The sequence below is a fragment of the Streptomyces blattellae genome (assembly GCF_009709555.1).
Classification (GTDB): Bacteria; Actinomycetota; Actinomycetes; order Streptomycetales; family Streptomycetaceae; genus Streptomyces; species Streptomyces blattellae.
This window is the reverse complement of the sequence record NZ_WJBG01000117.1, coordinates 33,042-58,760: the sequence shown is the minus strand read 5'-3', so window position 1 is coordinate 58,760 and position 25,719 is coordinate 33,042. Positions and strand designations below refer to the sequence as shown.

The 25,719-nt window shown below is 71.4% G+C and carries 25 protein-coding genes and 1 riboswitch; of the genes, 12 read left to right on the top strand and 13 right to left on the bottom strand.

Translation table 11 applies throughout. The features are described from left to right. Nucleotides 1-3 precede the first annotated feature (3 nt). Together ftsL and rsmH are read right to left on the bottom strand one after the other, a co-directional pair. Nucleotides 4-549 (bottom strand): cell division protein FtsL, encoded by a 546-nt coding sequence (gene ftsL, locus GFH49_RS08575; protein WP_196217897.1) that lies wholly within the window; start codon nucleotides 547-549, stop codon nucleotides 4-6. Between the two features lie 83 nt (nucleotides 550-632). Further along, on the bottom strand, nucleotides 633-1,589 hold the full coding sequence (rsmH, locus tag GFH49_RS08570; RefSeq protein WP_155055198.1) for a 16S rRNA (cytosine(1402)-N(4))-methyltransferase RsmH: 957 nt from the start codon (nucleotides 1,587-1,589) through the stop codon (nucleotides 633-635). A 473-nt stretch (nucleotides 1,590-2,062) separates the two neighbouring features. Between rsmH and GFH49_RS08565 the strand changes: the two genes are divergently transcribed. The 4 genes from GFH49_RS08565 (at nucleotide 2,063) to GFH49_RS08550 (ending at nucleotide 7,651) form a co-directional block, all read left to right on the top strand. Further along, nucleotides 2,063-2,608 (top strand): beta-class carbonic anhydrase, encoded by a 546-nt coding sequence (locus GFH49_RS08565; protein WP_155055196.1) that lies wholly within the window; start codon nucleotides 2,063-2,065, stop codon nucleotides 2,606-2,608. Nucleotides 2,609-2,868: 260 nt separating this feature from the next. Beyond that, nucleotides 2,869-3,906 (top strand): AAA family ATPase, encoded by a 1,038-nt coding sequence (locus tag GFH49_RS08560; protein ID WP_155055194.1) that lies wholly within the window; start codon nucleotides 2,869-2,871, stop codon nucleotides 3,904-3,906. After that, on the top strand, nucleotides 3,906-5,270 hold the full coding sequence (locus tag GFH49_RS08555; protein ID WP_155055192.1) for a DUF58 domain-containing protein: 1,365 nt from the start codon (nucleotides 3,906-3,908) through the stop codon (nucleotides 5,268-5,270). The genes GFH49_RS08560 and GFH49_RS08555 overlap by 1 nt, the downstream gene beginning before the upstream one ends. Further along, complete coding sequence (locus GFH49_RS08550) at nucleotides 5,267-7,651, top strand: transglutaminase TgpA family protein (RefSeq protein ID WP_155055190.1); 2,385 nt, start codon at nucleotides 5,267-5,269, stop codon at nucleotides 7,649-7,651. Before GFH49_RS08555 ends, GFH49_RS08550 begins: the two co-directional genes overlap by 4 nt. 192 nt (nucleotides 7,652-7,843) lie before the next feature. Here GFH49_RS08550 and GFH49_RS08545 read toward each other — a convergent pair whose 3' ends face one another. The 3 genes from GFH49_RS08545 to GFH49_RS08535 form a co-directional block, all read right to left on the bottom strand. Beyond that, nucleotides 7,844-8,242 carry an SCO2097 family morphological protein gene (locus GFH49_RS08545; RefSeq protein ID WP_155055189.1) on the bottom strand — a complete coding sequence of 133 codons (399 nt, stop codon included), beginning with the start codon at nucleotides 8,240-8,242 and terminating at the stop codon, nucleotides 7,844-7,846. Between the two features lie 276 nt (nucleotides 8,243-8,518). Then, nucleotides 8,519-9,343, bottom strand: a complete 825-nt coding sequence (locus tag GFH49_RS08540) for a methyltransferase (protein WP_196217896.1) — start codon at nucleotides 9,341-9,343, stop codon at nucleotides 8,519-8,521. 333 nt (nucleotides 9,344-9,676) lie between these two features. Then, nucleotides 9,677-10,243: an SAV_6107 family HEPN domain-containing protein gene (locus GFH49_RS08535; protein WP_155055187.1), complete on the bottom strand. Its 567-nt coding sequence runs from the start codon at nucleotides 10,241-10,243 to the stop codon at nucleotides 9,677-9,679. Between the two features lie 260 nt (nucleotides 10,244-10,503). Between GFH49_RS08535 and GFH49_RS08530 the strand changes: the two genes are divergently transcribed. Together GFH49_RS08530 and GFH49_RS08525 are read left to right on the top strand one after the other, a co-directional pair. Further along, a complete protein-coding gene (locus GFH49_RS08530) occupies nucleotides 10,504-11,133 on the top strand; it encodes a TetR/AcrR family transcriptional regulator (RefSeq protein WP_155055186.1) in 630 nt (209 codons plus the stop codon). A gap of 518 nt (nucleotides 11,134-11,651) precedes the next feature. Continuing rightward, complete coding sequence (locus tag GFH49_RS08525) at nucleotides 11,652-13,163, top strand: phytoene desaturase family protein (protein ID WP_155055185.1); 1,512 nt, start codon at nucleotides 11,652-11,654, stop codon at nucleotides 13,161-13,163. A 27-nt stretch (nucleotides 13,164-13,190) separates the two neighbouring features. On the opposite strand, the gene GFH49_RS08520 is transcribed toward GFH49_RS08525, so the two are convergent. The 6 genes from GFH49_RS08520 to GFH49_RS08495 form a co-directional block, all read right to left on the bottom strand. Then, nucleotides 13,191-14,165, bottom strand: a complete 975-nt coding sequence (locus tag GFH49_RS08520) for an SCO2102 family sporulation regulator (RefSeq protein WP_155055184.1) — start codon at nucleotides 14,163-14,165, stop codon at nucleotides 13,191-13,193. A gap of 56 nt (nucleotides 14,166-14,221) precedes the next feature. Continuing rightward, complete coding sequence (metF, locus tag GFH49_RS08515; RefSeq protein WP_155055183.1) at nucleotides 14,222-15,145, bottom strand: methylenetetrahydrofolate reductase [NAD(P)H]; 924 nt, start codon at nucleotides 15,143-15,145, stop codon at nucleotides 14,222-14,224. A 103-nt stretch (nucleotides 15,146-15,248) separates the two neighbouring features. Further along, nucleotides 15,249-15,905, bottom strand: coding sequence for a thiamine phosphate synthase (thiE, locus tag GFH49_RS08510; RefSeq protein WP_155055182.1), 657 nt, complete (start codon nucleotides 15,903-15,905; stop codon nucleotides 15,249-15,251). A gap of 685 nt (nucleotides 15,906-16,590) precedes the next feature. Further along, nucleotides 16,591-16,956: an Rv2175c family DNA-binding protein gene (locus GFH49_RS08505; protein WP_031483328.1), complete on the bottom strand. Its 366-nt coding sequence runs from the start codon at nucleotides 16,954-16,956 to the stop codon at nucleotides 16,591-16,593. Between the two features lie 65 nt (nucleotides 16,957-17,021). Then, nucleotides 17,022-18,251 carry an NAD(P)/FAD-dependent oxidoreductase gene (locus GFH49_RS08500; RefSeq protein ID WP_155055181.1) on the bottom strand — a complete coding sequence of 410 codons (1,230 nt, stop codon included), beginning with the start codon at nucleotides 18,249-18,251 and terminating at the stop codon, nucleotides 17,022-17,024. 32 nt (nucleotides 18,252-18,283) lie between these two features. After that, nucleotides 18,284-18,634, bottom strand: a complete 351-nt coding sequence (locus tag GFH49_RS08495) for an avidin-fold protein (RefSeq protein ID WP_155055180.1) — start codon at nucleotides 18,632-18,634, stop codon at nucleotides 18,284-18,286. A 52-nt stretch (nucleotides 18,635-18,686) separates the two neighbouring features. After that, nucleotides 18,687-18,798: riboswitch (TPP riboswitch) on the top strand. On the opposite strand from GFH49_RS08495, the gene thiO reads away from it, so the two are divergent. From thiO to GFH49_RS08470, 5 genes are all read left to right on the top strand, one after another. Next, nucleotides 18,796-19,992 (top strand): glycine oxidase ThiO, encoded by a 1,197-nt coding sequence (gene thiO / locus GFH49_RS08490; RefSeq protein WP_155055178.1) that lies wholly within the window; start codon nucleotides 18,796-18,798, stop codon nucleotides 19,990-19,992. It overlaps the preceding riboswitch by 3 nt. Next, a complete protein-coding gene (gene thiS / locus GFH49_RS08485; protein ID WP_155055177.1) occupies nucleotides 19,989-20,189 on the top strand; it encodes a sulfur carrier protein ThiS in 201 nt (66 codons plus the stop codon). Before thiO ends, thiS begins: the two co-directional genes overlap by 4 nt. Before the next feature lie 3 nt (nucleotides 20,190-20,192). Then, complete coding sequence (locus GFH49_RS08480; protein ID WP_155055176.1) at nucleotides 20,193-20,990, top strand: thiazole synthase; 798 nt, start codon at nucleotides 20,193-20,195, stop codon at nucleotides 20,988-20,990. A gap of 293 nt (nucleotides 20,991-21,283) precedes the next feature. After that, nucleotides 21,284-23,194: a Stk1 family PASTA domain-containing Ser/Thr kinase gene (pknB, locus tag GFH49_RS08475; protein WP_196217895.1), complete on the top strand. Its 1,911-nt coding sequence runs from the start codon at nucleotides 21,284-21,286 to the stop codon at nucleotides 23,192-23,194. A gap of 16 nt (nucleotides 23,195-23,210) precedes the next feature. Beyond that, the gene (locus GFH49_RS08470; protein ID WP_155055175.1) at nucleotides 23,211-24,080 is read left to right on the top strand and encodes a deoxyribonuclease IV; all 870 of its coding nucleotides are present in this window, start codon (nucleotides 23,211-23,213) and stop codon (nucleotides 24,078-24,080) included. Between the two features lie 9 nt (nucleotides 24,081-24,089). Here the strand turns inward: GFH49_RS08470 and GFH49_RS08465 are convergent, their stop codons facing one another. Together GFH49_RS08465 and GFH49_RS08460 are read right to left on the bottom strand one after the other, a co-directional pair. Next, a complete protein-coding gene (locus GFH49_RS08465; RefSeq protein ID WP_155055174.1) occupies nucleotides 24,090-24,365 on the bottom strand; it encodes a hypothetical protein in 276 nt (91 codons plus the stop codon). Nucleotides 24,366-24,419: 54 nt separating this feature from the next. After that, nucleotides 24,420-25,052: a sulfite oxidase-like oxidoreductase gene (locus GFH49_RS08460; RefSeq protein WP_155055173.1), complete on the bottom strand. Its 633-nt coding sequence runs from the start codon at nucleotides 25,050-25,052 to the stop codon at nucleotides 24,420-24,422. 173 nt (nucleotides 25,053-25,225) lie between these two features. On the opposite strand from GFH49_RS08460, the gene bfr reads away from it, so the two are divergent. Next, the gene (bfr, locus tag GFH49_RS08455; RefSeq protein ID WP_155055171.1) at nucleotides 25,226-25,702 is read left to right on the top strand and encodes a bacterioferritin; all 477 of its coding nucleotides are present in this window, start codon (nucleotides 25,226-25,228) and stop codon (nucleotides 25,700-25,702) included. Nucleotides 25,703-25,719: the final 17 nt, after the last annotated feature.

The window sequence follows — 25,719 nt, the reverse complement described above, 5'->3', positions numbered from 1 at the left end:
CCGTCACCTGCCGGGGGTTGTGGTCGGAGTGGGGGCCGGTACTGCGGGCGCGGCGGGCGTCGGGAGCGCCGCGGCGTCCAGGGGGGTGGGCGTCGGGATCGTGGCCGGGTCTGCCGCCGGGTCGGCCGACAGCGCCTCGGGGGCGAGCACGAGGGGCGCGAACTCGTCCGTCTCGAAGGCCCCGGCGGGTGAGGGGACGCCCTTCACGGTGCCGTCGGGGGCGAGGAAGGCGGGGTCGCCGCCGGGGATCATGCCGAGTTCGAGGGCACGGCGCTGGAGGGCGTCGGGGGCCGCGTAGGCGTCGATGTCCCGTTGCAGGGCCTGTTCCTCGTCGGTGAGGCTCTGGGTCTCCTTCTGCAGGTCGTCGAGTCTGAACGACCCTGCGCTGAGCGCCGAGTTCAGCACCAGGAGTCCGATGAGGCCGCCGCCGAGCAGGAGGACGACCAGGAGGACGAAGGGGGTACGGGCGGCCTGCTTGCGGCCCATCGCTCCTGGGATGAGGCGTGCGAGACGTGCCGCCCGCCCTCTCAGCTGGGGTTTGCTACTCACTCGCCCTCCCCTGAGTCCGGTTCCCCAACCGACTCGCCCATCTGCGGGTCCGGTTTCCCAACCCACTCACGCCCCTCACACCCCTAATCAACGTCTTCCCTGACCCGCTGGGCTCCGCGCAGTCGCGCCGGTGCCGCTCGCCGGTTGTCTGCGACCTCTTCCTCGGTGGGAAGTTCGGCGCCGCGGGTGAGCAGCTTGAGCCGCGGCTGGTAGCGCTCGGGGACGACCGGCAGACCGGGCGGCGCGGTGCCGGCGGCGCCGGTCGCGAACACCTGCTTGACCAGCCGGTCCTCCAGCGAGTGATACGACAGCACGGCGATCCGTCCGCCCACGGCGAGCGTCTTCACGGCCGCCGGGATCGCCCGCTGAAGGACGGAGAGTTCCCCGTTGACCTCGATACGCAGGGCCTGGAAGGTGCGCTTGGCCGGGTTGCCGCCGGTGCGTTTGGCGGCCTGGGGCAGCGCGTCCCGGATCAGCTCCACGAGCCGGGCGCTGTTGCTGAACGGCTCCTTCTCGCGCTCCCGCACGATCGCGGCGACGATCCGCTTGGCCTGCTTCTCCTCGCCGTACATACGCAGGATCCGGACGAGCTCGCCCGCCGGGTAGGTGTTGAGGACCTCGGCGGCGCTGATGCCGGTCGTCTGGTCCATGCGCATGTCCAGTGGCGCGTCCTGCGCGTAGGCGAAACCGCGGCCGGCCTCGTCGAGCTGCATGGAGGAGACGCCGAGGTCGAAGAGGACGCCCTGCACGGGCGCGATGCCGAGCCGGTCCAGTACGTCCGGCAGCTCGTCGTACACGGCGTGCACCAGGGTGGCCCGCTCACCGAAGGGGGCGAGCCGCTCGCCGGACAGGCGCAGGGCCTCCTTGTCCCGGTCGAGGGCGACCAGCCGGGCCTCGGGGAACCGCGCGAGCAGGGCTTCGCTGTGGCCGCCGAGACCGAGCGTGCAGTCGACCACCACCGCTCCGGGGGCCTGGAGGGCGGGGGCCAACAGGTCCAGGCACCGCTGGAGCATCACCGGGACGTGTCGGCTCTCTCCCACCCGTCGCCCGCCACCACCCTCATTCGAATGCGCTTCGCGCCCCATTTGATTGCGGGCCCTCTCAGATCCGGCGGTCCCGCACGCACCGCCGGGTCCCGGCCCGCTCGACAAGGGGAATGCCGGCCGGCGCCGGAAGCGTCAGCCGACCGGGAGCGGGAGGAGGCCGAGCCGTACGTACGCGCCGCGCACGCGGGGAGATCTCCGGAAAATCACCGGGGTCTCCGGGGGAATGCAGTCCAGCAGGGAGAGTCTCGCCTCCCACCTCGCGCCACTTTAGTCCACGCTCTCTCGCGGTCAATCAACCGGCCTGCGCGTCGCGGCCCAGGGCGCGCAGGAAGCGGCCGGCACGGAAAACCACTCGTCCGAGGGCTCCCCGGTCCCACTTGTGGGTTACCTCACAACAAGGTTCATTGATGTTCTTTGTCCTCTCTCACAGCGGGCCCAGATCGGACGTGACCAGTACCGTCATGGGTATGACGACTTCCGCATCAGTTCCCGCTGGACCCGAAGGCGCCATATCGGCCGGCACCGTCACCGATCGTCTCGTAGACGCCAACGCGCGGTATGCCGCCGCATTCACCGACCCGGGGATGGACGCCCGTCCCGTTCTGCATGTCGCCGTCGTGGCGTGCATGGACGCCCGCCTCGACCTGCACGACGCGCTCGGCCTGGAGTTGGGCGACTGCCACACCATCCGCAACGCGGGCGGCGTGGTCACCGACGACGTGATCCGCTCCCTGACCATCAGCCAGCGCGCGCTCGGCACGCGCAGTGTGGTCCTCATCCATCACACCGGCTGCGGTCTGGAGACCCTCACCGAGGAGTTCCGGCACGACCTGGAGATGGAGGTCGGCCAGCGGCCCGCCTGGGCGGTGGAGGCTTTCCGGGATGTCGACCAGGACGTACGGCAGTCGATGCAGCGCGTGCGCACGTCGCCGTTTCTGCTGCATACCGACGATGTGCGGGGCTTTGTGTTCGACGTGAAGACAGGTCTGCTGCGCGAGATCGACCCCGCGTAACCGGCCGCAGAACCCCGCGTAACCCGCCGCCAAAGCTGTCGTTTCGCTGTTGATTTCCTGGTTCGGGGGTGCCCAAAAGGCCATAACACCGGCAAATCGCGGCCAGTTGTCCGCAGGCGAGTGACACGAAACGGTAACGGCAGCAAGAATGCGGGTGTGGCGTCACGCGGAACTTTTCACGTGTGGTGTCCGTGTTCCAGGGGTGGGCCGGTCCGCAGCGCAGAGCGGCGGCCCGGACAGAACGGGCCGAGGAGGGCCGGGTGACGACCTATGACGATCGAGCGAACCTCACTGATCTGACCGCCACTGTGGAGCGTGTCCGCAGTTCGGTGGAGGATGTGATCGAGGGCAAGCCCGAGGTCGTACGGCTTTCGCTGACCGTATTGCTCGCCGAGGGACATCTTCTGATCGAAGACGTTCCAGGTGTGGGCAAGACAATGCTGGCCAAGGCGCTGGCGCGGTCCATCGACTGTTCGGTGCGACGGATTCAGTTCACGCCCGACCTGCTGCCCTCGGACATCACCGGTGTGTCCATCTGGGACCAGCAGCGCCGTGACTTCGAGTTCAAGCCCGGCGCGATCTTCGCCCAGATCGTGATCGGCGACGAGATCAACCGCGCCTCGCCGAAGACCCAGTCCGCGCTGCTGGAGTCCATGGAGGAGCGCCAGGTCACCATCGACGGGCAGACCTATGAGCTGCCCAGTCCCTTCATGGTGGTGGCCACGCAGAACCCGGTCGAGATGGAGGGCACCTACCCGCTGCCGGAGGCCCAGCGCGACCGCTTCATGGCCCGCGTCTCCATCGGCTACCCGAGCGCGGACGCCGAGCTGCAGATGCTGGACGTGCACGGCGGGGTGAACCCCCTGGACGACCTCCAGCCGGTGGCCCATGCGCACGAGATCGTGAAGCTGGTCGAGGCCGTGCGCGAGGTGCATGTAGCCGAGGCGGTCCGGCGGTACGCCGTCGAGCTGGTCGCCGCCACGCGCAGCCACCCCGACCTCAGACTCGGCGCCTCCCCGCGCGCGACGCTGCATCTGCTGCGCGCGGCGAAGGCGTCGGCCGCCCTCAGCGGCCGGGAGTACGCACTGCCGGACGATGTGCAGAGCCTGGCCGTGAGCGTGCTGGCCCACCGGCTGCTGCCCACCGCCCAGGCCCAGCTGAACCGCCGTACGTCGGAGCAGGTCGTGCAGGAGATCCTGCAGCGCACCCCCGTTCCCGCGGCGCCCCAGCAGCAACCGGGCCTCGGCCTGGCCAACGGCGCGACGGCGTACGGGCAGCAGCCGCCGCGGAGGCTGTGATGACCACCGGCGGCACTCCGCAGGCGACGGAGGACGGCCAGGGCGAGAAGGGCGGTGTGCGCACGGCGCTGGCGGGGCTGACCACGCGGGGACGCTCCTTCCTGGCCGCCGGAGTGGCGGCGGCGATCTGCGCGTACGTCCTCGGGCAGAGCGATCTGCTGCGGGTCGGCCTGCTGCTGGCCGCGCTGCCCCTGGTGTGCGCGACCGTGCTCTACCGCACCCGCTACCGGGTCGCCGGCAGCCGCCGGCTCGCCCCCGCGCGCGTACCCGCCGGCGACGAGGCCCGGGTCCATCTGCGGATGGACAACGTCTCGCGGCTGCCCACCGGCATGCTGATGCTCCAGGACCGGGTGCCGTACGTCCTCGGCCCGCGCCCCCGCTTCATCCTGGACCGGGTGGAGGCGGGCGGCCGGCGTGAGGTGTCCTACCGCGTCCGCTCCGACCTGCGCGGCCGCTACCCGCTCGGGCCCCTGCAGCTGCGGCTGACCGACCCGTTCGGCATGTGCGAACTGACCCGGTCGTTCTCGACGTACGACACCCTGACCGTCATCCCGCGCGTGGAAGCGCTGGCGCCGGTGCGGCTCAGCGGCGAGGCGAAGGGATACGGCGACGGGCGGCAGCGCTCGCTGGCACTGGCCGGCGAGGACGACGTGATCCCGCGCGGGTATCGCCACGGCGACGATCTGCGCCGGGTGCACTGGCGCCTGACCGCACGCTACGGCGAGTTGATGGTGCGTCGCGAGGAGCAGCCGCAGCGCTCCCGCTGCACGGTGCTGCTCGACACCCGGGGCCTCGCCTATCAAGGCGCGGGCCCCGACTCGGCCTTCGAGTGGGCGGTGTCCGGCGCGGCTTCCGTGCTGGTGCACATGCTCGAACAAGGCTTCTCGGTGCGGCTGGTGACGGACACCGGCACCTCGGTGCCCGGCGAGGGCGCCGACGGGTTCGCGGGCGCGAGCCAGGAGTCGGCGGACGCGGCCGGACTGATGATGGACACACTCGCGGTGGTCGACCACTCGGACGGCGCGGGTCTGTCGCGCGCCTACGACATGCTGCGCGGCGGCAACGAGGGGCTGCTGGTGGCCTTTCTCGGCGACCTCGACGACGAACAGGCCGCGGTGGTCGCGAAGATGCGCCAGCGCAGCGGAGGTGCGGTCGCCTTCGTGCTGGACAGTGACCCGTGGGTGCGGGAACCGACCGATGTCCCCGGGCCGTTGGACAGTGGCGAGGAGCGGATGCGGATGCTGCGCGAGGCCGGCTGGACGGCCGTGAGCGTGCCGCGGGGCGCTTCGCTGAACGAACTGTGGCGTCAGGCGGACCGCGAGCGCACCGGTATGGCCGCGGCCGGTGGGGAGGGGCGGTCATGAGCGGGCGGGCACGACTGGCGCTGTGCGCCTGGGCGGCCACGTTGATGTCGGCGTGCGCCCTGTTGCCGCTGGTCGACCCGGAGAGCTGGCTGCTGCAGGCGGCCATGCTGCTGGCGGTCCAGACGGGCGTGGGCGCGGCGGCCCGGCAGGTGCCACTGGCCCGGCCGCTGACCGTGGCCGCGCAGATGCTGGTCACGCTGTTGCTGCTGACCCTCGTCTTCGTCCGTGAGCAGGCCCTCGTCGGCCTGATCCCCGGACCGGAGGCCTTCCAGCAGTTCGGCGTGCTGCTCCAAGAGGGCGCGGACGACATCAACCGCTACTCGATCCCAGCGCCGCTGAACCCCGGCATCCGGTTGATGCTGGTCGGCGGTGTCCTGATCATCGGGCTGACGGTGGACATCATCGCGGTGACGTTCCGCAGCGCGGCCCCGGCCGGGCTGCCGCTGCTCGCGCTGTACTCGGTGGCGGCGGGGCTGTCCGACGGCGACGCCGACTGGCTGTGGTTCGTGGTCGCCGCCGCGGGTTACCTGACGCTGCTCCTCGCCGAGGGACGTGACCGGCTCTCCCAGTGGGGCCGGGTCTTCGCCGGGGCCCCGCGCGCCCCGGGCGTGGCGGCCGGCGGCGCGGTGGCGCCGATCCGCACCGGCAGACGAATCGGCGTGTTCGCGCTCGGTCTCGCCCTGGTGGTGCCGCTCGCCCTGCCCTCGATGAACGGCGGCCTGCTGGACGGCACCGGGACGGGCGTCGGCTCCGGCAACGGGGACGGCGGCACGATCTCCGCGGTCAACCCGCTGGTCTCCCTGCGCGACAGTCTGAACGTGGAAGAGGACCGCGAGGTCATGTCCCTGCGCACGGTCCCGGAAGACGCCCCGGCCCAGTATCTGCGGATCGTGTCCCTGGACGAATTCGACGGCACCACCTGGAGGCCGTCCCGGCGCGACATCGTCGCGGTGCCGGAGGAGCTCCCGACGCCGCCCGGCCTCGGGGCCGACGTCCGGCGCTCGGAGGTGCAGACCCGTATCACCGCGGCCGACTCGTACGCCCAGGACTGGCTGCCGATGCCGTACCCGCCGAGCAGCGTCGACATCGAGGGCAACTGGCGATACGAACCCGTGGGCATGACCCTGGTCGGCGACGACGGCCAGAACACCCGCGGTGAGACATACGAGGTGACGAGCCTCGACGTGCAGCCGACGGCGGACCAGCTGGCCTCGGCCCCGGAGCCCGACGCGGCCCTGAAGCGCGAGTACACCGACCTGCCGGAGTCGCTGCCGGCGGTGGTGTCCGAGACCGCCCGCGAGGTCACCGAAGGCTCGCAGAACCACTACGAGGAGGCGGTCAAGCTCCAGGACTACTTCTCGCTGACCGGCGGCTTCCAGTACGACACCCAGGTCGAGGTCGGCAGCGGCTCCACGGCGATCGCCCGCTTCCTGCGGGACAAGCAGGGCTTCTGCGTCCACTTCTCCTTCGCGATGGCGGCGATGGCCCGCAGCCTGGACATACCCGCCCGGGTGGCGGTGGGCTTCGCACCCGGTTCGCCGCAGGCGGACGGTTCGGTGTCGGTGTCGCTGAGGGACGCGCACGCCTGGCCCGAGCTGTACTTCGAGGGGGTGGGCTGGACCCGCTTCGAGCCGACGCCCACGCGGGGTACGACGCCCGAGTACACGCAGCCGGAGGCCCCCGGCAGCACGCTTCCGGACGTGACGCAGCCGAGCCAGTCCGCGAGCGCCGCGCCGTCCGCGTCGCCGTCGACCAGCGAGTCCTGCACGGCGGAGCAGAAGAGGCTGGAGGCCTGCCCGAGCGAATCCCAGGCGGCCGCACTGAGCAGTGGCGGCGACGGCCCGAAGTGGTACGTCGTGCTGGCCTGGATCCTCGGCGGGCTCGCGGCGTTGGCGATCCCTCTGGCGCCGATGCTGCTGCGGCTGCGCATCCGGGCCGTACGGCTGGGGGCGCACGGCCGCAGCGAGGCCGGCGCGGCGCTGCACACCCTCTCGGTCTGGCAGGAACTGACGGACACGGCCTGGGACTTCGGCATCGCGCCGGACGAGTCGCAGACTCCACGCAAGGCGGCAGCCCGTATCGTCCGGCTCGGTCATCTCGATCCAACGGCCGAGGCTGCGGTGCACCGGGTGGCGGACGCGGTGGAACAGGTGCTCTATGCCCCGCACCCGCGCCCGATGGCGGGCCTCGCGGACGACGTCCGCGGGGTGATCGGCGCCCTGCGGAGCACCGTCGACCGCGGCACGAGGCTGCGCGCGCTGTTCGCTCCGCGGTCGACCGTACGGGTGGTGTGGGCGGCGTCGGCCTGGTGGACGCGCTTCACGGCACGCGCGGCGGCGGCACGACCGACCCTGCGCAAGCCGTCGCGGCAGCAGAGCTGAGAACCGGGCCGCGCCCGGTCGCGGAACCTGGCTGAATCTGCTCCCCAGGGCCCCGCCTTCCGAAGCCTCAGCGCCTCGGAAGGCGGGGCCCTACCGCTTGCTGTACCGGGGTAGGAGGGCATACGTGAGGGGGTGACCACCCGATGGTGGTCACCCCCTCACGCCATGCTCTGAAGAGTCCTGGGCGTGAAGCTAATGGCCGCCGCCCTGTTCGTCGCGGCGGCGCTGCCAACGCTGTTCGATACGGTCCATCATGGAGCGCCGCTGCCGTCCCTGACGGCCGGCCTGCTGGGCATCCGCGGCGGGCTGTTCGCCCGGCTTGGGAGCCTTGCGCCAGCCGGTCACGGCGAGTACCGCACAGCCCAGCATGACGAGGAAGCCCACCACACTGAGCCAGACCTGCTTGGCGACGACTCCTGCCATGAGGAGCGCGATACCTACGAGGAAGCCCGCGACCGCCTGGTAGACCCGTCGCCGGGTGTACGTGCGCAGCCCGCTTCCCTCAAGCGCTGTCGCGAACTTGGGATCTTCGGCGTACAGCGCTCGCTCCATCTGCTCGAGCATGCGCTGCTCGTGCTCCGAGAGCGGCACGGAGTCCTCCTCATCGTGCAGTCGCCGGGGCGACCCGGGGGGTCCCTTCAGGATAGGCAGGGAATCGCCCCCGTGAAACCCGCCCCTCTACGCCAATTGGCCAACCGGAATCTGTCATGGCCGTCCCGGCCCACTGAGGCTTCCATTCCCCAGCAGCCGACCCGTCATGCCAGGCGGTCTCCCTCGATCATACGGCGCAGAGCGCCCGATCGGGGGGCCTGTGGCGTACTCCATCTGCAGCCAAGTCCCTGATCAGCGACTCACCACGGGAGAAGCTCAGGCATCGACCGCACCCTGGGTCTCACCGAGCACATGAAGCTGCGTGGCCACGGAGTGGAACGCCGCGAGCTCGGCGGCCGCGGCCTCCAGCCTGAGCAGGGCGTCCAGGGCGCCGGGCTCGGTGTCCACGAGCACGCCGGGGACGAGGTCGGCGAAGACGCGTACGCCGTGCACGGCGCCCACGCTCAGGCCCGCGGCCTCGACCAGATCGGTGAGCTGGTGTGCGGTGAAGCGGCGCGGCATGGGGTCGCCGGCGCCCCAGCGGCCGTCCGGGTCGTCGAGGGCCTGCTGGGCTTCCTTGAAGTGCCCGGCGAGCGCCCGCGCGAGCACGGCACCGCCGAGGCCGGCGGCGAGCAGGCTCAGGACGCCATCGGAGCGCAGGGCGGCCACGGCGTTGCGGACGCCCTCGGCCGGGTCGTCCACGTACTCCAGGACGCCGTGGCACAGCACGACGTCGTAGCCGCCCCGCTCGACCACGTCGAAGAGGCCGTGGACGTCGCCCTGCACGCCCTGCACACGATCGGCGACGCCGGCCTCGGCGGCGCGGCGCTCCAGGGCGAACAGGGCGTTCGGGCTGGGGTCGACGACGGTGACGCGATGGCCGAGGCGGGCCACGGGCACCGCGAAGTTGCCGCTGCCGCCGCCGGTGTCGAGGACGTCCAGCGCCTGCCGGCCCGTGGCCTTCGCCCGGCGGTCGAGCGCGTCCTGGAGGACCTCCCAGACCACGGCGGTACGGAGCGAGCCACGGGGGCGAGAGGGGTCGGAGCGCAGCGGCGTCGATTCGGGGCGGTGGGAGACGGGCGGGCGCATCGGGTCCGACACGGCAGTTGACTCCTCGGCGCGGCACCGCCTCACGCGGCGGAGCGAACGGGCTGCCTCCCCGGCCCCGGCGACGGGAGAAGGGAGGCGTCAGGCGCTTCCACCCTATTGCCTCCGGCGCCACACCTGGTCACTGCGGTGCCGGGCACTGTGCTGCGCTGTGCGCCGGGCTCCTGGGCACGTCGTGCCGTGCGGCGCCGGGCAGGAACCCGCGGTGCTCTGCGCCGCCGACAGGAACCCGCGGTGCTCTGCGGCGCCGGGCAGGAACCCACGGTGCTGTGCCGCGCCCGCCCCGGCAGAAACGCGAGGTCCTGCCATGCCACGCACCAGCCCCTGTCAGCCCGCGTCCGGCATGTCCCGTGGCGCGGCCCGGTCCTCCTCCGGCCGGTCCCCGTCCTGACGTGGGTGTGGGAGGACCGGCTGGAGGACCAGCATCCGCTCGACCAGGCGGAGAAACATCGCCACGTCGCGTATCAGGTCGTCGGCGTCGCGGCGGGTGGCCGCGCCCTGGATACCGGCCTCGGCCCGGGCACGGCGCCGGGCCCCGGAGGCGAACAGGGCGCTCCATTCGGTGAGCTCGGGCGCGATTTCGGGGAGCACTTCCCAGGCGCTCCTGATGCGCGCCCGGCGTCGCGACGCGGGCTCCGGGCGCCCCCGCGCGGCGAGCACGGCGGCGGCGGTGCGCAGGGCGGCGAGGTGGGCCGTCGCATAGCGCTCGTTCGGCGTTTCCAGGACGGCGGCCTCGTCCAGTCCGGCACGGGCCTGGGCGAGCAGGTCGAGGGCGGCGGGCGGGGCCGTGGCCCGGCGCAGTACGGGGTGCACGTCGCTCGCCGGGCCGGTCAGTGAGGGGGCAGGGCCGGTGGCGCGGCGCCGGCGGGCGGCTGCTGCGTGATAGCTGGCCATGACGAACCTCCTGTCGTCTGTGGTCGGCACGCTATGAGGTGCCGTATGTGCCCATCGTGAGGTATGGCACTGACAATCCGTTCTGACCTGGACTTTTGCTTCGATCGACAGTTCGGGCTGCCGAATCGGATGGCGACGGTACGCCGGGTCGGCGCGCACGTCGCCGGTGTCACCGACCTCGACCCGGCCTCGACCGGGAGAGCTGACCCTGTGAGCCCTGCGGTGACTCCTCCGGGACGGCTCCTGTGAGAATCGGGGCCATGGAACGCAGCAGCGCCACGTCGGGCGGCAGTACCCGTCGCGAGGCCACCCGGCAGAAGCTCTACGAGGCGGCCGTCACGCTCATCGCCGAGCAGGGCTTCTCCGCCACCACCGTGGACGAGATCGCCGAACGCGCCGGGGTCGCGAAGGGCACGGTCTACTACAACTTCGCCAGTAAGTCCGTCCTCTTCGAGGAGTTGCTGCGGCACGGCGTGGGCCTCCTCACCGCCTCCCTTCGGGAGGCGGCCGAAAACACGGCCCGGGAGGGCGGCACCAGGGTCGACGCGCTCGACGCGATGATCCGGGCCGGCCTCGTCTTCATCGACCGCTATCCGGCGTTCACCCAGCTGTACGTGGCCGAGCTGTGGCGCACCAACCGGTCCTGGCAGTCCACCCTGATGGTGGTACGGCAGCAGGCGGTGGCGGTCGTTGAGGACGTGCTGCGTGCGGGCATCGAGAGCGGCGAGGTCAGCGACGAGACCGACATCCCGCTGACCGCGTCCGCGTTGGTCGGCATGGTGCTGGTGGCCGCGCTGGACTGGCAGGCCTTCCAGCCGGAACGGTCGCTGGACGACGTGCACGCGGCACTCTCGCGGCTGCTCCAGGGACGCGTGCGCGGCAGGGCGTAGACCGTCACGGCAGGCAAGTGGGCGGCGCGGCGGAAGGCAGTGGGGCGGCGCAATGGAAAGCGCCGGTCCGATATGGCCGCGTCCCCCGCGGGCCACCATCGAACCGGCGCTTCCTCCTGCTCCCCCGTTGTCCCCCGTGTCCCCCGTTGGACCCCGTTTCGGTCGTTCCCCCGGGTCCCCCGTCTCGCTCCCGCCGACCGCGGCCGACGGAAGGAGCGGATCGTGGGCCGCTCCGTTCCGGCGCCCCGTGCCGCCGGTACCGGAGCCGTGCCCCTCTCCGTGCCTCCACTCTCTCGTTCACGCAGGCCGGGCCCCATCCGCGCGCATACTCATCTCACTCACTAGGTACGGATACTCAGTCCTGCGCACTGCCGCCCAGGACGCCCCGTCCCCGCCTGGTCACGATCACCTCCGTGTCCGTACTCCCCCTGGCGCCGCGCCAAGGCCGACCGCGCTGGAACGCTCCTGGTCACAGCCCCGCGGGCGGATTGTCAGTGGCAGCCGATACAGTCCCTCGCATGGCACGGATTGCGGTGATCGGCGCCGGGATGGGCGCACTGGCGGCAGCCGCCCGGCTGGCCGTCGCGGGCCACCGGGTGGCGGTGTACGAGCGCACGGAGACGTACGGCGGTGCGGTGCGCCGCATCGAACGCGACGGGTTCGCCTTCGACACCGGCCCCGGGACGCTGCCGCTGCCCGCGGTCTACCGCGATCTGTTCCTCAAGACCGGCAAGGAGCCGCTGGAGGCGTGCGTCGAGCTGACCCAGGTCGACCCGTCGGCGCGGCACGTCTTCGCGGACGGCACCGAGGCGTCCCTGCCGAACGCCTCACGCGCGGGCGTCGTCGCGGCGCTGGACGATGCGCTGGGCGCCGGCGCGGGCTCCCGCTGGGGCGACTTCCTGGTCCGGGCCCGCGAGGCCTGGGACCGCACGCGCCGGCCGCTCCTGGAGGAGCCCCTGTGGCCGAACTGGCCGGTGCTGGCCGAGCGCGAGCCCTACCCGGCGGTCCCGCACAAGCGGCTGCTGCGCACCCGCCGGGCCGGCACCCTCGCCGAGGTCGCCGCCTGGGAGCTGCGCGACCCCCGGCTCACCGCGCTGCTGGAGAGCCACGCGCTCGCCTACGGCCTGGATCCGCGGGTCGCCCCGGCGAGCGCGGCCGTGCTGCCCTACATGGAGCATGCCTTCGGGACCTGGTATGTCCGCGGGGGCATGCGGGAGTTGGCCCGCGCGGTGTACGAGCGCTGTCTGGCCCGCAGGGTCGAGTTCCACTTCGGTGCCGAGGTCACCGGGCTGGTCGAGAAGGACGGCCGGGCGGCGGGCGTGGCACTCGCCGACGGGAGCATGGCGGCGGCGGACACGGTCGTCGGCAACGGACCGTGGCGTCTGGGCGATCTGACGGGCGGCCGTGAGCTGTACCCCCCGGAGGCGGTCGAACCCCACCCCGAGGGCATGTCAGCCGGCCGGGTCGTGGTCTGCCTGGCACTGCGCGGAGGACGGGAGACGTCGGCCGCGCACCGCACGGTGGTGCACACCCCGGACCGGGAGGGCGAGTTGGCCCTCTTCGGGCTCGGTGAGCCGTCCGCGCGGCCGACGGTCCGGATCGACCGGCCGGACGATGCGGCGCTGCGTCCCGACGACGCCCACGAAGCCGTGGTGCTCACGGCGACGGTGCCGTCCCTGACACACCACGACTGGACCGCGCCCGGCGCCGCCGACGCCTTCGCGGACCGGATGGTCACCGAGGCCGAGCGCGCGATGCCCGGGCTGCGCGAGCGGACGCTGTGGCGCGAGGTCCGCACCCCGGAGCACACCCGTCAGGAGACCGGCGCCGAGGGCGGTGGCGTCCCCGCACCCGCGCTGGCCGCGGCGGAGGGCACCCTGCTGTGCCCGGCCAACAACACTGCGATACCGGGCCTGTTCACCGTCGGCGGCTGGTCGCACCCGGGCGGAGGGCTCCCCCACGCGGGCATGTCGGGCGCGCTCGTCGCCGGGCTGATCGTGGAGGGGCCGGAGTTCCGGGGCTCTCAGTGAGCCTGCGGGTGACCGGCTGAGGGCGGCTCAGAAGCGGTACTGCTCGTCGTACCCGTTCCCCTGCGCCTGACCGTTGCCCTCGTACGGATACGGCTGCTCCGGCGGCAGTTCGCCACCGTAGGGCTCGTCGGTGCGCTGCTGCGGGACCCAGACACCGCCGGGCGGGGTCTGCGAGCCGTAGTCACCGGTGGCGTACGGGTCCTGGCCGTAGCCCTGCTGGCCGTACTGCTGCTGGCCGCCGTAGGCGGCGTCGTATCCGGAACCGTCGTAGGTCTGGGTGCCGATGTACGGGTCGGAGTAGGCGGCGTACTGCTGCTGGCCGGTGGCGTCGTAGCCGTACTGCTGTTGGTCGTAGCCCGAGTAGTCGTACGCATAGGCCTGTTCGGCGCCCTGGGCGGCCGAGGCGTACTGGTCCTGCGTCTGGCCGACTGCCGCGTACGACGGGTCCTCGCCGCCCGGGTAGGAAGAGGCGTCGCTGTATATGCCGTAGGAGCCGGTGTCGTCCGGCAGGGCCTGCGGCTCGTAGATCGCGGTGGTCTCGGCGGCCGTGGGATCGGCGGCACGCGCCGGGGTGAAGACGTCGTCGCGGTCGTACTCGTCGTCGGGGCCGTAACCGGCGTCGCCCTGGGGGTACGTGAGGTTGTCGGGACCGTAACCGCCGTCGGCCGCCGCGAGGTCGCTGACCTCCAGGGTCGGCTCCTGGTGATCCGGTTCGCCGCGGCGGCGCTTGCTCGCGCCGAACGACGGGCGGCCGGAGACCGCCCAGCCGTCCGCGAAGCCGCTGCGGAAGGACAGCGTCACGTACGTCTGGCCGACCGCGAACGCTGCCGCGCCCAGGCCGATGACGATCACGGAGGGGATCAGCACACCGAGGACGACCCCGAGGAAGCCGACGAAGGCGAGCAGCCGCCATCGCAGCCGCGCCTTGTACTGCAGCAGCACCTCGCCGAGCAGCCAGAGCGCGACCACGCCGAACGCGATGTAGAGGACCGTCCAGCCCATGTACGCCCCTCTCCCAGTGGCCGCTACGCAGTGTGTCGTATACCTGTGTGGCCGGTCTAGGCCTGCGATGGGTGGTGCAGGCCCAGGTTCTCGTAGATTTCCAGTGTCGCGGTGGAGTTGTTGAGTGTGATGAAGTGCAGCCCGGGCACTCCCTCGGCCAGCAGCCGCGCACAGAACTCCGTGGCGAACTCGATTCCGATCGAGCGTACAGCGGCCGGATCGTCTTTTGCTGTGAGGATCCGCTCTTTCAGAGCGGCCGGGATGGCGGCGTTGCTGAGCTGCGGCAACCGCTGCAGCATCTTGACGCTGGTGACCGGCATCACCTCGGGGATGACCGGGGTCGCGCAGCCGGCGACCGCGACGCGGTCGCGCAGGCGCAGGTAGGACTCCGGCTGGAAGAACATCTGCGTGATCGCGTAGTCGGCACCGGCCCGGCACTTGTCGACGAAGTGCGTGACGTCCTTTTCCCAGTCGGCGGAGCGCGGGTGCATCTCCGGGAAGGCCGCGACGCCGACGCAGAAGTCGCCCGACTCCTTGATGAGCTGGACCAGTTCGGCGGCGTAGGTGAGGCCCCTGGGGTGCGGCACCCAGTCGCCCATGGGGTCGCCGGGCGGGTCGCCGCGCAGGGCGAGCATGTTGCGGATGCCGGCGTCGGCGAACTGGCCGATGACGTTGCGCAGCTCGGTGACGGAGTGGTCGACCGCGGTGAGGTGGGCGACCGGCGTGAGGGTGGTGTCGGCGACGATCTGCTGCGTCTCCTTGACCGTGCTCGCGCGGGTGGAGCCGCCGGCACCGTAGGTCACCGAGACGAAGTCGGGGGCGACCGCCTCGACCCTGCGCAGCGCGTTCCACAGGCTTCGCTCGCCCTTGGGGGTCTTCGGCGCGTAGAACTCGAACGAATACGTCGTCTTGCCGGCGGCGAGCATGTCGCGCACGGTGCGTGCGCGGTCAGTCCTGGTGGATGCGGTTCCGAGGGCCATACGGGCAGGTTAGTGGGGGTGGGTCGGTCCCCCAACCGGGGGCCGGAAATTTGCCCGATTTGTCGTCTTGCTGTCCACCCATCGGACAATTTTGCGTCAGCCGCTACGCAGCCCGCAGCCGCTTCGCGAACTGCGCCGCCGCGGCCCCCGGATCCGTCGCCTCCGTGATGGCCCGTACCACGACGACCCGGCGGGCGCCCGCTTCCAGCACCTCGTCGAGGTTGGCCAGGTCGATGCCGCCGATGGCGAACCAGGGGCGGTCGGTTCCGCGGGCGGCGGTGTGGCGGACCAGGTCGAGGCCGGGGGCGTGGCGGCCGGGCTTGGTGGGGGTGGGCCAGCAGGGGCCGGTGCAGAAGTAGTCCGCGCCGTCCTGGACCGCGGCCGCGGCGGCCTCGGAGTCTGCGTGCGTCGAGCGGCCGATGAGAACGTCGTCGCCGAGGATCGCCCGGGCCGCCGGGACGGGCAGGTCGCCCTGGCCGAGATGGAGTACGTCGGCGCGGGCGGCGTGCGCGACGTCCGCCCGGTCGTTGACCGCGAGGAGCTTGCCGTGCCGGGCGCAGGCGTCGGCGAAGACCTGGAGGTGCTCCAGTTCCTCCGCCGCCTCCATGCCCTTGTCCCGCAGCTGCACGATGTCGACCCCGCCCGCCAGGACCGCGTCGAGGAACTCGGGCAGGTCGCCCTGGCCCGTGCGGGCGTCCGTGCACAGGTAGACGCGGGCATCGGCGAGCCGGGCGCGCAGGGTGGCGGCGATGTCGGGCATGGGTGTCCCCCGTTGTCCGGTGGTGTATGGGCACGGCGATTATCGACGGCATACGGGCCACGGTGCCTGTCCGCGGCGCACGAACCACGCGACTATCGGTGTCGTACGGGCCATGGCCACCGTCCGCAGCACACGAACCACGGCCACCGTCCGCAGCACACAGACCACGGCGACCATCAGCGGCGCACGAACCACGGCCACCGTCCGCAGCACGCGGACCCGGCGGCCATCAGCCGCGTACAGACCACGGCAACCATCAGCCGCGCACGAACCACGGCCACCCTCCACAACACGCGGACCACGGCCACCATCAGCCGCGTACAGACCACGGCAACCATCAGCCGCGCACGAACCACGGCCACCCTCCACAACACGCGGACCCGGCGACCATCAGCCGCGTACAGACCACGGCAACCATCAGCCGCGCACGAACCACGGCCACCCTCCGCAGCACACAGACCACGGCGACCATCGGCAGTGCACGAACCACGGCCAGCGTCCGCGGCGCGCAGGCCACGGCGACTGTCGGTGGCGTACGGGCCGCGGTGGATGTCGTCGCGGGTGCCGGTCGGCCGTGGTGGCCGCAGTGGACCATGGTGCCGCAGTAGGCCGCACGTAACCCTGGCCGTGGCCCTTCGCGGGCCGCGGCCCGTACGCCGGACGGGTTCAGGTCAGCGTGCGGCGATCAGACGGCGAGCGCCTGGGCGCGGCGCTTCACCTCCGTGCCGCGATTCTCACTCAGGGCCTGCGCGGGGGTGCCGGGCAGGCTCTCGTCCGGGGTGAAGAGCCACTCAAGCATCTCTTCGTCGGTGAAGCCGTCGTCCCGCAGGAGCGTCAGGGTCCCCGAAAGGCCCTTGACGACCTTGTCCCCGTCGATGAAGGCGGCGGGAACGTGCAGCGCACGGTTCTCACCACGGCGTACGGCGATGAGCTGGCCCTCCTTGACCAACTGCCGGACGCGGGTCACCTCGACATCGAGCATCTCTGCGATGTCGGGAAGGGTGAGCCAGGCGGGGACGAGAGCATCGATTTTTGCGTCAATCTCGGTCACGGGATCAAGCGTGCCATCCCGGACTGACAGTCGGAAGCCAGACCCGTCCGACCTGCGCGGACGCGTTACGCCGTCGCCGCCTTCAGCGGTCTCGCCGGATCCGAGATCAGCACCGGATTCATCTCCGTGCCCGCCTCGATCAGCCGCCGCCCCTGAGCCAGGTCCCTGGGGCGGCCCACCGCCAGCAGGGCGACCAGTCGCCTCTCGCGGAGCCAGCACACCGTCCAGGACGGGCCGAGGGGGTCACCGCGCCACAGGGTCGTGTCGGCGGACGCGTGATGGCCCGTGTACTGGACGAACCGGCCGAACTGCTCCGACCAGAAGTACGGGACCGGGTCGTAGACCGCGGGCGCCTCGCCGATGATGTTCGCCGCGACCGTGCGTGGCCCCTGGAGGGCGTTGTCCCAGTGGTGGACCAGCAGACGCTCGCCATACCTTCCCGAAGGGAAGGAGGCGCAGTCGCCGACCGCGAAGACGTCCGGCACGGAGGTCTGCAGCCGGTCGTCGGCCACGACCTCACCGTGCCTGCCCAGCTTGATGCCCGAACCGGCGAGCCAGGAGGTGGCGGGCCGGGCGCCGATGCCCACCACGACGGCGTCCGCGGGCAGCCGTGAGCCGTCGTCGAGGACGACCGTGCCGGGCTCGACGCGCTCCACGCGCGCGTGCGTCCGCAGCACCGCTCCGCTGTCGGCGTACCAGGCGGCCATCGGCGCGGCCACCTCGGCGGGCAGCGCCCCCGCGAGCGGCCGGTCGGCAGCCTCCACGACCGTCACCGCGCAGCCCGCCTCGCGCGCGGCCGTCGCGAACTCCGCCCCGATCCAGCCCGCGCCGACGACCACGATGTCGTGCTGCCGGGCGAGTACCGGCCGCAGTCGCTCGGCGTCGTCCAGGGTGCGCAGCAGATGGACGCCGGGGACGCCTTCCGCGCCCGGCAGCCGGATCGGCTCGGCACCGGTGGCGAGGACCAGGACGTCGTACGGGACGGGCCCGGCTTCGGTATCCAGTTCGTGGTCGGCGGGGCGCACGCCCAGCACCTCGCGCCCCAGCTCCAGTTCGATGCCGAGCGCCTCGAAGTCCACGTCGAAGGCGGAGCCCTCGGCCTTGCCGAGCAGCACGGCCTTGGACAGCGGCGGCCGGTCGTACGGCTGGTGGGGCTCGGCGCCGATCAGCGTCACGCTGCCGGGGAAGCCCTGTTCCCGCAGGGCGACCGCGGTCTGCACGCCGGCCATGCCCGCACCGGCCACGACCACGCGCCGCGGCTGTGACGTGCCTCGTTGCTGCGTCTGCTCGCTCACCTGATCACCATAGACAACTGACGAACCGTCAGTCAGCGGTCGTGTTCAGTGACCTGCTCCACAACACTCGTGCCGCTGCCCGGCTGCGACTCCCACTCCCAGGTCTCCTCAAGCCACACCCGCCCGTCCGGCAGTTCGACGACGGTCGACACGCAGTGCCCGGAGGACGTCGTACCGTCGCCCTTGAGCTGCACGTACCGGAAGTCGAGCCGGTCACCCTCACGGGTACCCACCAAGTGCCCGCGTACGACGTCCCCGCCCGCGTACTCGGCCCAGATCGTCCCGTCCTTCTCGTGGTACGTAAACCGGGTGCGCGTACCGACCTGACCTGGGGCTTGGTCGGCGACAGGGGCCAGGACGAGACCGTCGAGCGAGCGGTGCATGACAACAGGCTCCCTTACAGAGGCACGGAACCAGAGGCTAGGGTGGCCAACGTAGAGCACTCGCGGGAGCCCGGACGCACCGGGCTGAGAGGGAGGCTGGCGGCCTCCGACCGTACGAACCTGATCCGGGTCATGCCGGCGAAGGGAGGGGCTGGACGCCCATGGCGCATACGCCCGACAAGACGCATACGCCCGACAAAGCTACGTCCGACACCGCAGACGTCCTGGTCATCGGGGGCGGAATCATCGGACTCGTGACGGCGTGGCGGGCCGCGCAGCGCGGGTTCGCCACGGCCGTCGTGGATCCCGAACCGGGCGGCGGGGCCGCACAGGTGGCGGCCGGGATGCTGGCCGCCGTCACCGAACTGCACTACGGCGAGCAGACCCTGCTGGGCCTGAACCTCGCCTCGGCCCGCCGCTACCCGGACTTCACGGCCGAACTCACCGAGCTGACCGGCCATGACCTCGGCTACCGCCAGTGCGGCACGCTCGCCGTCGCACTGGACGCCGACGACCGCGCCCATCTGCGTGAACTGCACGCGCTGCAACGGGCGTCGGGGCTGGACTCCGAGTGGCTGTCCGGGCGGGATTGCCGGCGCCTGGAGCCGATGCTCGCGCCGGGTGTGCGCGGCGGGCTGCGGGTCGACGGCGACCATCAGGTCGACCCGCGGCGCCTCGCCGGTGCGCTGGTGGCCGCGTGTGAGCGGGCCGGGGTGGCCTTCCACCGGACCTGGGCCGAGCGGCTGTCGGTGGTACGGGAGCGCGCGGCCGGTGTCGTCACGCGCGACGGCATGGCCGTGGACGCGGGGCAGGTCGTCCTCGCCACAGGCAGCCTGAGCGGGCAGCTCGCGGGCGTCCCGGACGACGTACTGCCGCCCGTACGGCCCGTGAAGGGACAGGTGGTGCGGCTGACCGTGCCGCAACGGCACGCGCCGTTCCTGAGCCGGACCGTGCGCGCCGTGGTGCGCGGCAGCCATGTCTACCTGGTGCCGCGCGAGAACGGCGAACTGGTCGTCGGCGCGACCAGCGAGGAACTGGGCTGGGACACGACCGTGACCGCGGGGGGCGTCTACGAGCTGCTGCGCGACGCCCACGAGTTGGTCCCCGGCCTCACCGAGCTGCCGCTGACGGAGACCCGGGCCGGACTGCGCCCCTGCTCCCCGGACAACGCGCCCCTGCTCGGCCCGACGGACCTCCCCGGACTCCTGCTGGCCACCGGGCACTACCGCAACGGCGTGCTGCTCACGCCGGTCACCGGCGACGCCATGGCGCACGCGCTGGCCACCGGTGAACTCCCGGAGGAGGCCCGTCCCTTCACCCCGAAGCGCTTCGGCGCGCTCACGGAGCTGCCCGCATGATCGTCTGGATCAACGGTGAACGTCGGGAGGTCGCCGACGGCACCGCCCTCGACACCCTTGTGAAGTCCCTCACCGCGGCGCCGTCCGGAGTGGCCGCCGCCCTGAACGAAACCGTCGTCCCGCGCGCGGAGTGGTCCGCCACGTCCCTCTGCGAGGGAGACCGCGTCGAAGTCCTCACGGCCGTCCAAGGAGGCTGACCCATGGCTGACGACCCCTTTGTCATCGGCGGTACGGCCTTCGTGTCCCGTCTCATCATGGGGACGGGCGGTGCGCCCAGCCTGGAGGTGCTGGAGCGGGCGCTCGTCGCCTCCGGCACGGAGCTCACCACGGTCGCGATGCGACGGGTGAACCCCGAAGTGCACGGTTCGGTGCTGTCGGTGCTGGAGCGGCTCGGCATCCGGGTGCTGCCGAACACGGCGGGCTGTTTCACCGCCGGGGAAGCCGTCCTCACCGCCCGGCTGGCCCGGGAGGCGCTCGGCACCGACCTGATCAAGCTGGAGGTCATCGCCGACGAGCGCACCCTGCTGCCCGATCCGATCGAGCTGCTGGAGGCGGCGGAGACGCTGGTGGACGACGGGTTCACGGTGCTGCCGTACACGAACGACGACCCGGTGCTGGCACGGAAGCTCCAGGACGCCGGCTGCGCGGCGATCATGCCGCTCGGCTCGCCCATCGGCTCCGGACTCGGCATCCGCAACCCGCACAACTTCCAGCTGATCGTGGAGCACGCGCGCGTGCCGGTGATTCTGGACGCGGGGGCGGGCACCGCGTCGGATGCGGCGCTGGCGATGGAGTTGGGGTGTGCCGGTGTGATGCTCGCCTCGGCGGTGACGCGGGCGCGGGAGCCGGCGCTGATGGCTGCCGCCATGAGGTACGGGGTGGAGGCGGGGCGGCTGGCCTATCGGGCCGGGCGGATTCCGCGGCGGCACTTCGCGGAGGCGTCGTCACCGGCCGAAGGGCGGGCAGTACTCGATCCGGAGCGGCCTGCTTTTCCGTGATCGTGCGCGGCGTCGCGGAGGCCGGCCGCGGTTCGGCAGCGCCCCGAACGGGCGCGGGGCTGTACCGATATGCGGCTCCGTATGCGGCTCCGCCGCGGTGGCGGTCCCCCCGCTCAAGCGGATTCGAGAGTGGGGGAGCGACCAGCCACCACGGGCCCGCGGACGACAGACAGCCCATCGCGGCACTTCCCGCGGAGCGCCAGGTGCGAGACACGTCACAGGTCGGCTGCAGTAGACCCCCTGTCACGGCCGAGACGATGGTTGTGTCAGCGGCAACTCGTAGACTCGCCTGCGTGGATACGACCCTTCAGGACCCGCTGGTCGGGCAGGTGCTCGACGGCCGTTACCGCGTGGACGCGCGGATCGCCGTCGGCGGGATGGCCACGGTCTACCGGGCCGTGGACACCCGGCTCGACCGCGTCCTCGCACTCAAGGTGATGCACCCCACGCTCGCGACCGACGGCTCCTTCGTGGAGCGGTTCATCCGCGAGGCGAAGTCCGTCGCACGCCTGGCTCATCCGAACGTGGTGCAGGTCTTCGACCAGGGGACCGACGGGTCGTACGTCTATCTGGCCATGGAGTACGTCGCAGGCTGCACGCTCCGGGACGTACTGCGCGAGCGCGGGGCGCTCCAGCCGCGCGCCGCACTCGACATCCTGGAGCCGGTGCTCGCCGCGCTCGGCGCCGCGCACCGCGCCGGGTTCGTGCACCGGGACATGAAGCCGGAGAACGTGCTGATAGGAGACGACGGCCGGGTCAAGGTCGCCGACTTCGGGCTGGTGCGGTCCGTGGACACGGTCACCAACACCACTGGGGCGGTGCTCGGCACGGTGTCGTATCTCGCCCCCGAGCAGATCGAGCACGGCACCGCCGACCCGCGCGTCGACGTGTACGCGTGCGGCGTGATGCTCTACGAGATGCTGACCGGCGACCGCCCGCATCAGGGCGACTCCCCGGCCATCGTGCTCTACAAGCACCTGCACGAGGACGTGCCGCCCCCGTCGGCCGCCGTCCCGGGGCTGGCGTACGAGCTGGACGAGCTGGTGGCGTCGGCCACCGCCCGCAACGCCGACATCCGGCCGTACGACGCCGTGGCGCTGCTCGCCCACGCGCGCGAGACCCGCGGCGCGCTCGGCGAGGACCAGCTGGACGCGGTGCCGCCGCAGGCGATCACCTCCGAGCACCTCCACGCCGACGACCTCACGAGCGTGATCCCGCGTGCCCTGACACTCCCGGTGAACGAGGACGAGCCCGAGGTCCACCGCACGAGCCGCCTCGCGAGCCCGCCGCCGCTGCCTCCCCGGCAGCGCTCCGCCCAGTCCCGGCGACGCCTGTTCACGGTCGTCGCGGCCGTCCTGCTGGTCTTCGGCGCGGGCGCCGGCATCTGGTACATCAACTCCGGCCAGTTCACCCGGGTCCCGCCGCTGGTGACGAAGACCGAAGCAGAGGCCCGGGACCGGCTGGGGGAAGCCAGACTTGAGGTCGGCCAGGTCGAGCACGCGTACAGCGACACCGTGAAGCGCGGCTCGGTCATCAGCACCGACCCGGAGGTGGGCGAACGCATACGGCAGAACGACTCCGTCACGCTCACCATCTCCGACGGCCCGCAGACCGTGCGGGTGCCGGACGTGGAAGGCTACCGGCTCGACCGGGCCAGGTCCGTCCTGAAGCAGGAAGGGCTGGCACCGGGCATGGTCACCCGGGAGTTCAGCGAGGACGTCGCTGCGGGCTTCGTGATCAGCACCGACCCGGGCTCGGGCACCACCCGGCGCTCCGGCTCCGCGGTCGCGCTCACCGTCAGCAAGGGCAGCCCGGTGGAGGTCGCCGACGTCACCGGCGCGAGCCTGAAGGACGCGAGGGCGGAGTTGGAGGAGGCCGGCCTGAAGGTGCGGGTCGCTCCCGAGCAGGTCAATTCGGAGTTCGACAAGGGCCAGGTCGCGCGCCAGTCGCCGGCCGCCGGCAGCGGGGCCGCGGAGGGCGACACGGTGACGCTGACGCTGTCCAAGGGCCCGGAGATGGTCGAGGTTCCGGACGTGGTCGGCGACAGCGTCGACGACGCCAGGGCGGAGCTGGAGGCCGCCGGCTTCGAGGTCGACGAGGACCGCGGTCTGCTCGGGCTGTTCGGCGACACCGTCGACAAGCAGTCCGTGAAGGGCGGCAAGACGGCTCCCAAGGGGTCGACGATCACCATCGAGATCCGCTGACGGGAACGCGAAGAGAATGACCGGCAAGCATCCGCGCAACCCCGTCGGCGGGCATGTCCCCGTCGCCGGCGGCCTGAACTCCGTAGGCCTGACGTATGCCCGTGATCTCGGGGCGGAGACCGTGCAGGTCTTCGTCGCCAATCCGCGCGGCTGGGCCACGCCCGTCGGAAACCCGCGGCAGGACGAGGAGTTCCGGGCGGCCTGCGCGGCCGAGTCGATCCCGGCGTATGTGCATGCCCCGTATCTGATCAACTTCGGCTCGCACACCGAGGCGACCGTGGCGAGGTCGGTGGAGTCGCTGCGGCACTCACTGCGGCGGGGGCGGGAGATCGGGGCGCTGGGCGTGGTGGTGCACACGGGCAGCGCGACCGGCGGACGGGACCGTGGTGTGGCGCTGAAGCAGGTCCGCCGGTATCTGCTGCCGCTGCTGGACGAGCTGACCCACGACGACGACCCGTGTCTGCTGCTGGAGTCGACGGCGGGCCAGGGTTCCTCGCTCTGCTCCCGCACCTGGGACTTCGGGCCGTACTTCGAGGCGCTGGACGCCCATCCGATGCTGGGCGTCTGCCTGGACACCTGCCACGTCTTCGCCGCCGGACACGACCTCACCGGGCCGAGCGGAATGCACCAGACGCTCGACCTGCTGGTGGACACGGTCGGCGAGGGCCGGTTGAAGCTGATCCACGCCAATGACTCCAAGGACGTCGTCGGCGCCCACAAGGACCGCCACGAGAACATCGGCGCCGGTCACATCGGCGAGGACCCCTTCCGCGCGCTGATGACCCATCCCGCCACCGAGGGCGTCCCGCTGATCATCGAGACGCCCGGCGGGAAGGAAGGGCACGCGGCGGACGTGGAGCGGCTCAAGAAACTCCGGGACGGTTGAGGCGCCGGGTCAGTCCCTGTTTTCGACCAGCACGTGCGAGGTGTCGACAATGTGGACCACGAGCACGATGAGCAGGCCGTCACTGATGACGTACTCGATCGCCATGGTGCGGGACAGCGCGACCGAGCGGGTGTTCTCGTCACCGGAAATGGCTGCGGAGATCTTGGTGCGGGGATCCTTGGCCAGTATGGCGAGCCCCTCGTGGAACACGTCGAGGCGGTCATCCGGAAGGCTGTCGCGCACGCGCGCCGCGGCCTCCGAGAAGATCACGTTGAAGACGGCCATCTTGGCTCTCCTGCCGGGTTTTTCTGCTGACCGGTGCTCAGCCTACCGGCAGGTTCAGAGCTCCGGTCCGTCCCCGGGCCCCTCCTGGTACGAGTACCGCTGCTCTTTCCATGGATCGCCGACGTTGTGATAGCCGCGCTCCTCCCAGAAGCCGCGGCGGTCGGCGGTCATGTACTCCACCCCGCGCACCCATTTGGGGCCCTTCCAGGCGTACAGATGGGGGACGACGAGGCGGAGCGGAAAGCCGTGCTCCGCGGTGAGGAGTTCGCCGTCCTTGTGGGTGGCGAAGATCGTGCGCTCGGCGGCGAAATCCGCGAGGCGCAGGTTGGAGCTGAATCCGTACTCCGCCCAGACCATCACATGGGTGACCTCGGGTGCGGGCGGGGCGATATCGAGGATCGTACGGGCCGGAATACCGCCCCATTCCGCGCCGAGCATGCTGAACTTCGTCACGCAGTGCAGATCGGCCATGACGGTGGTGTACGGCAGGGCCGTGAACTCCTCATGGGTCCAGGAGTTCTTCTCGCCGTCCGCGGTCGCGCCGAAGACCCTGAACTCCCAGCGCTCGGGCCGGAACTTGGGGACGGGACCGTAGTGCGTGACCGGCCAGCCGCGCTGCAGTCGCTGCCCCGGCGGAAGCTCCGGCTGTGCCGTTCCTCCAGATTCGCTCTCCACCGGCTGACCCATGACTCCATCCTGACAGACCCGGGGCAGTGCGCCCGACCGACCCCTCCCCCAACCAGGCAAATCGGACTAAGCATGCCCTTACTTACTAAGTGAAGACTTACTGGACGATCTTCTTCACCGGTGCGAGGATGCGGCGCAACCTGCCAGTTCCCCGCTTGGAAGGAGCCTCTGCAATGCAGGGCGACCCCGAGGTTCTCGAGTTCCTGAACGAACAGCTCACCGGTGAGCTGACGGCGATCAACCAGTACTGGCTGCACTACCGGATCCAGGACAACAACGGCTGGACGAAGCTCGCCAAGTACACGCGTGAAGAGTCCATCGATGAGATGAAGCACGCGGACAAGATCACCGAGCGCATTCTCATGCTGGACGGCCTGCCCAACTACCAGCGGCTGTTCCATGTGCGGGTCGGCCAGACGGTCACCGAGATGTTCCAGGCCGACCGGCAGGTGGAGGTCGAGGCGATCGACCGTCTCAAGCGGGGTATCGAGGTGATGCGCACGAAGGGCGACATCACGTCCGCGAACCTCTTCGAGTCGATCCTCGAAGACGAAGAGCACCACATCGACTATCTGGACACGCAGTTGGACCTCATCGAGAAGATCGGCGAGGCGCTGTACATCGCCCAGCAGATCGAGCAGCCGAGCTAGGCCAGAGCCAGCCGACC

Excerpts from the sequence above, each read along its gene's own strand:
- GFH49_RS08565 (WP_155055196.1), top strand. The coding sequence starts at position 2,063 with ATGACGACTTCCGCATCAGTTCCCGCTGGACCCGAAGGCGCCATATCG.
- GFH49_RS08555 (WP_155055192.1), top strand. The coding sequence starts at position 3,906 with ATGACCACCGGCGGCACTCCGCAGGCGACGGAGGACGGCCAGGGCGAG.
- GFH49_RS08550 (WP_155055190.1), top strand. The coding sequence starts at position 5,267 with ATGAGCGGGCGGGCACGACTGGCGCTGTGCGCCTGGGCGGCCACGTTG.
- GFH49_RS08535 (WP_155055187.1), bottom strand. The coding sequence starts at position 10,243 with ATGGCCAGCTATCACGCAGCAGCCGCCCGCCGGCGCCGCGCCACCGGC.
- GFH49_RS08530 (WP_155055186.1), top strand. The coding sequence starts at position 10,504 with ATGGAACGCAGCAGCGCCACGTCGGGCGGCAGTACCCGTCGCGAGGCC.
- GFH49_RS08525 (WP_155055185.1), top strand. The coding sequence starts at position 11,652 with ATGGCACGGATTGCGGTGATCGGCGCCGGGATGGGCGCACTGGCGGCA.
- GFH49_RS08520 (WP_155055184.1), bottom strand. The coding sequence starts at position 14,165 with ATGGGCTGGACGGTCCTCTACATCGCGTTCGGCGTGGTCGCGCTCTGG.
- metF (WP_155055183.1), bottom strand. The coding sequence starts at position 15,145 with ATGGCCCTCGGAACCGCATCCACCAGGACTGACCGCGCACGCACCGTG.
- thiE (WP_155055182.1), bottom strand. The coding sequence starts at position 15,905 with ATGCCCGACATCGCCGCCACCCTGCGCGCCCGGCTCGCCGATGCCCGC.
- GFH49_RS08495 (WP_155055180.1), bottom strand. The coding sequence starts at position 18,634 with ATGCACCGCTCGCTCGACGGTCTCGTCCTGGCCCCTGTCGCCGACCAA.
- thiO (WP_155055178.1), top strand. The coding sequence starts at position 18,796 with ATGGCGCATACGCCCGACAAGACGCATACGCCCGACAAAGCTACGTCC.
- thiS (WP_155055177.1), top strand. The coding sequence starts at position 19,989 with ATGATCGTCTGGATCAACGGTGAACGTCGGGAGGTCGCCGACGGCACC.
- GFH49_RS08480 (WP_155055176.1), top strand. The coding sequence starts at position 20,193 with ATGGCTGACGACCCCTTTGTCATCGGCGGTACGGCCTTCGTGTCCCGT.
- GFH49_RS08470 (WP_155055175.1), top strand. The coding sequence starts at position 23,211 with ATGACCGGCAAGCATCCGCGCAACCCCGTCGGCGGGCATGTCCCCGTC.
- GFH49_RS08465 (WP_155055174.1), bottom strand. The coding sequence starts at position 24,365 with ATGGCCGTCTTCAACGTGATCTTCTCGGAGGCCGCGGCGCGCGTGCGC.
- GFH49_RS08460 (WP_155055173.1), bottom strand. The coding sequence starts at position 25,052 with ATGGGTCAGCCGGTGGAGAGCGAATCTGGAGGAACGGCACAGCCGGAG.
- bfr (WP_155055171.1), top strand. The coding sequence starts at position 25,226 with ATGCAGGGCGACCCCGAGGTTCTCGAGTTCCTGAACGAACAGCTCACC.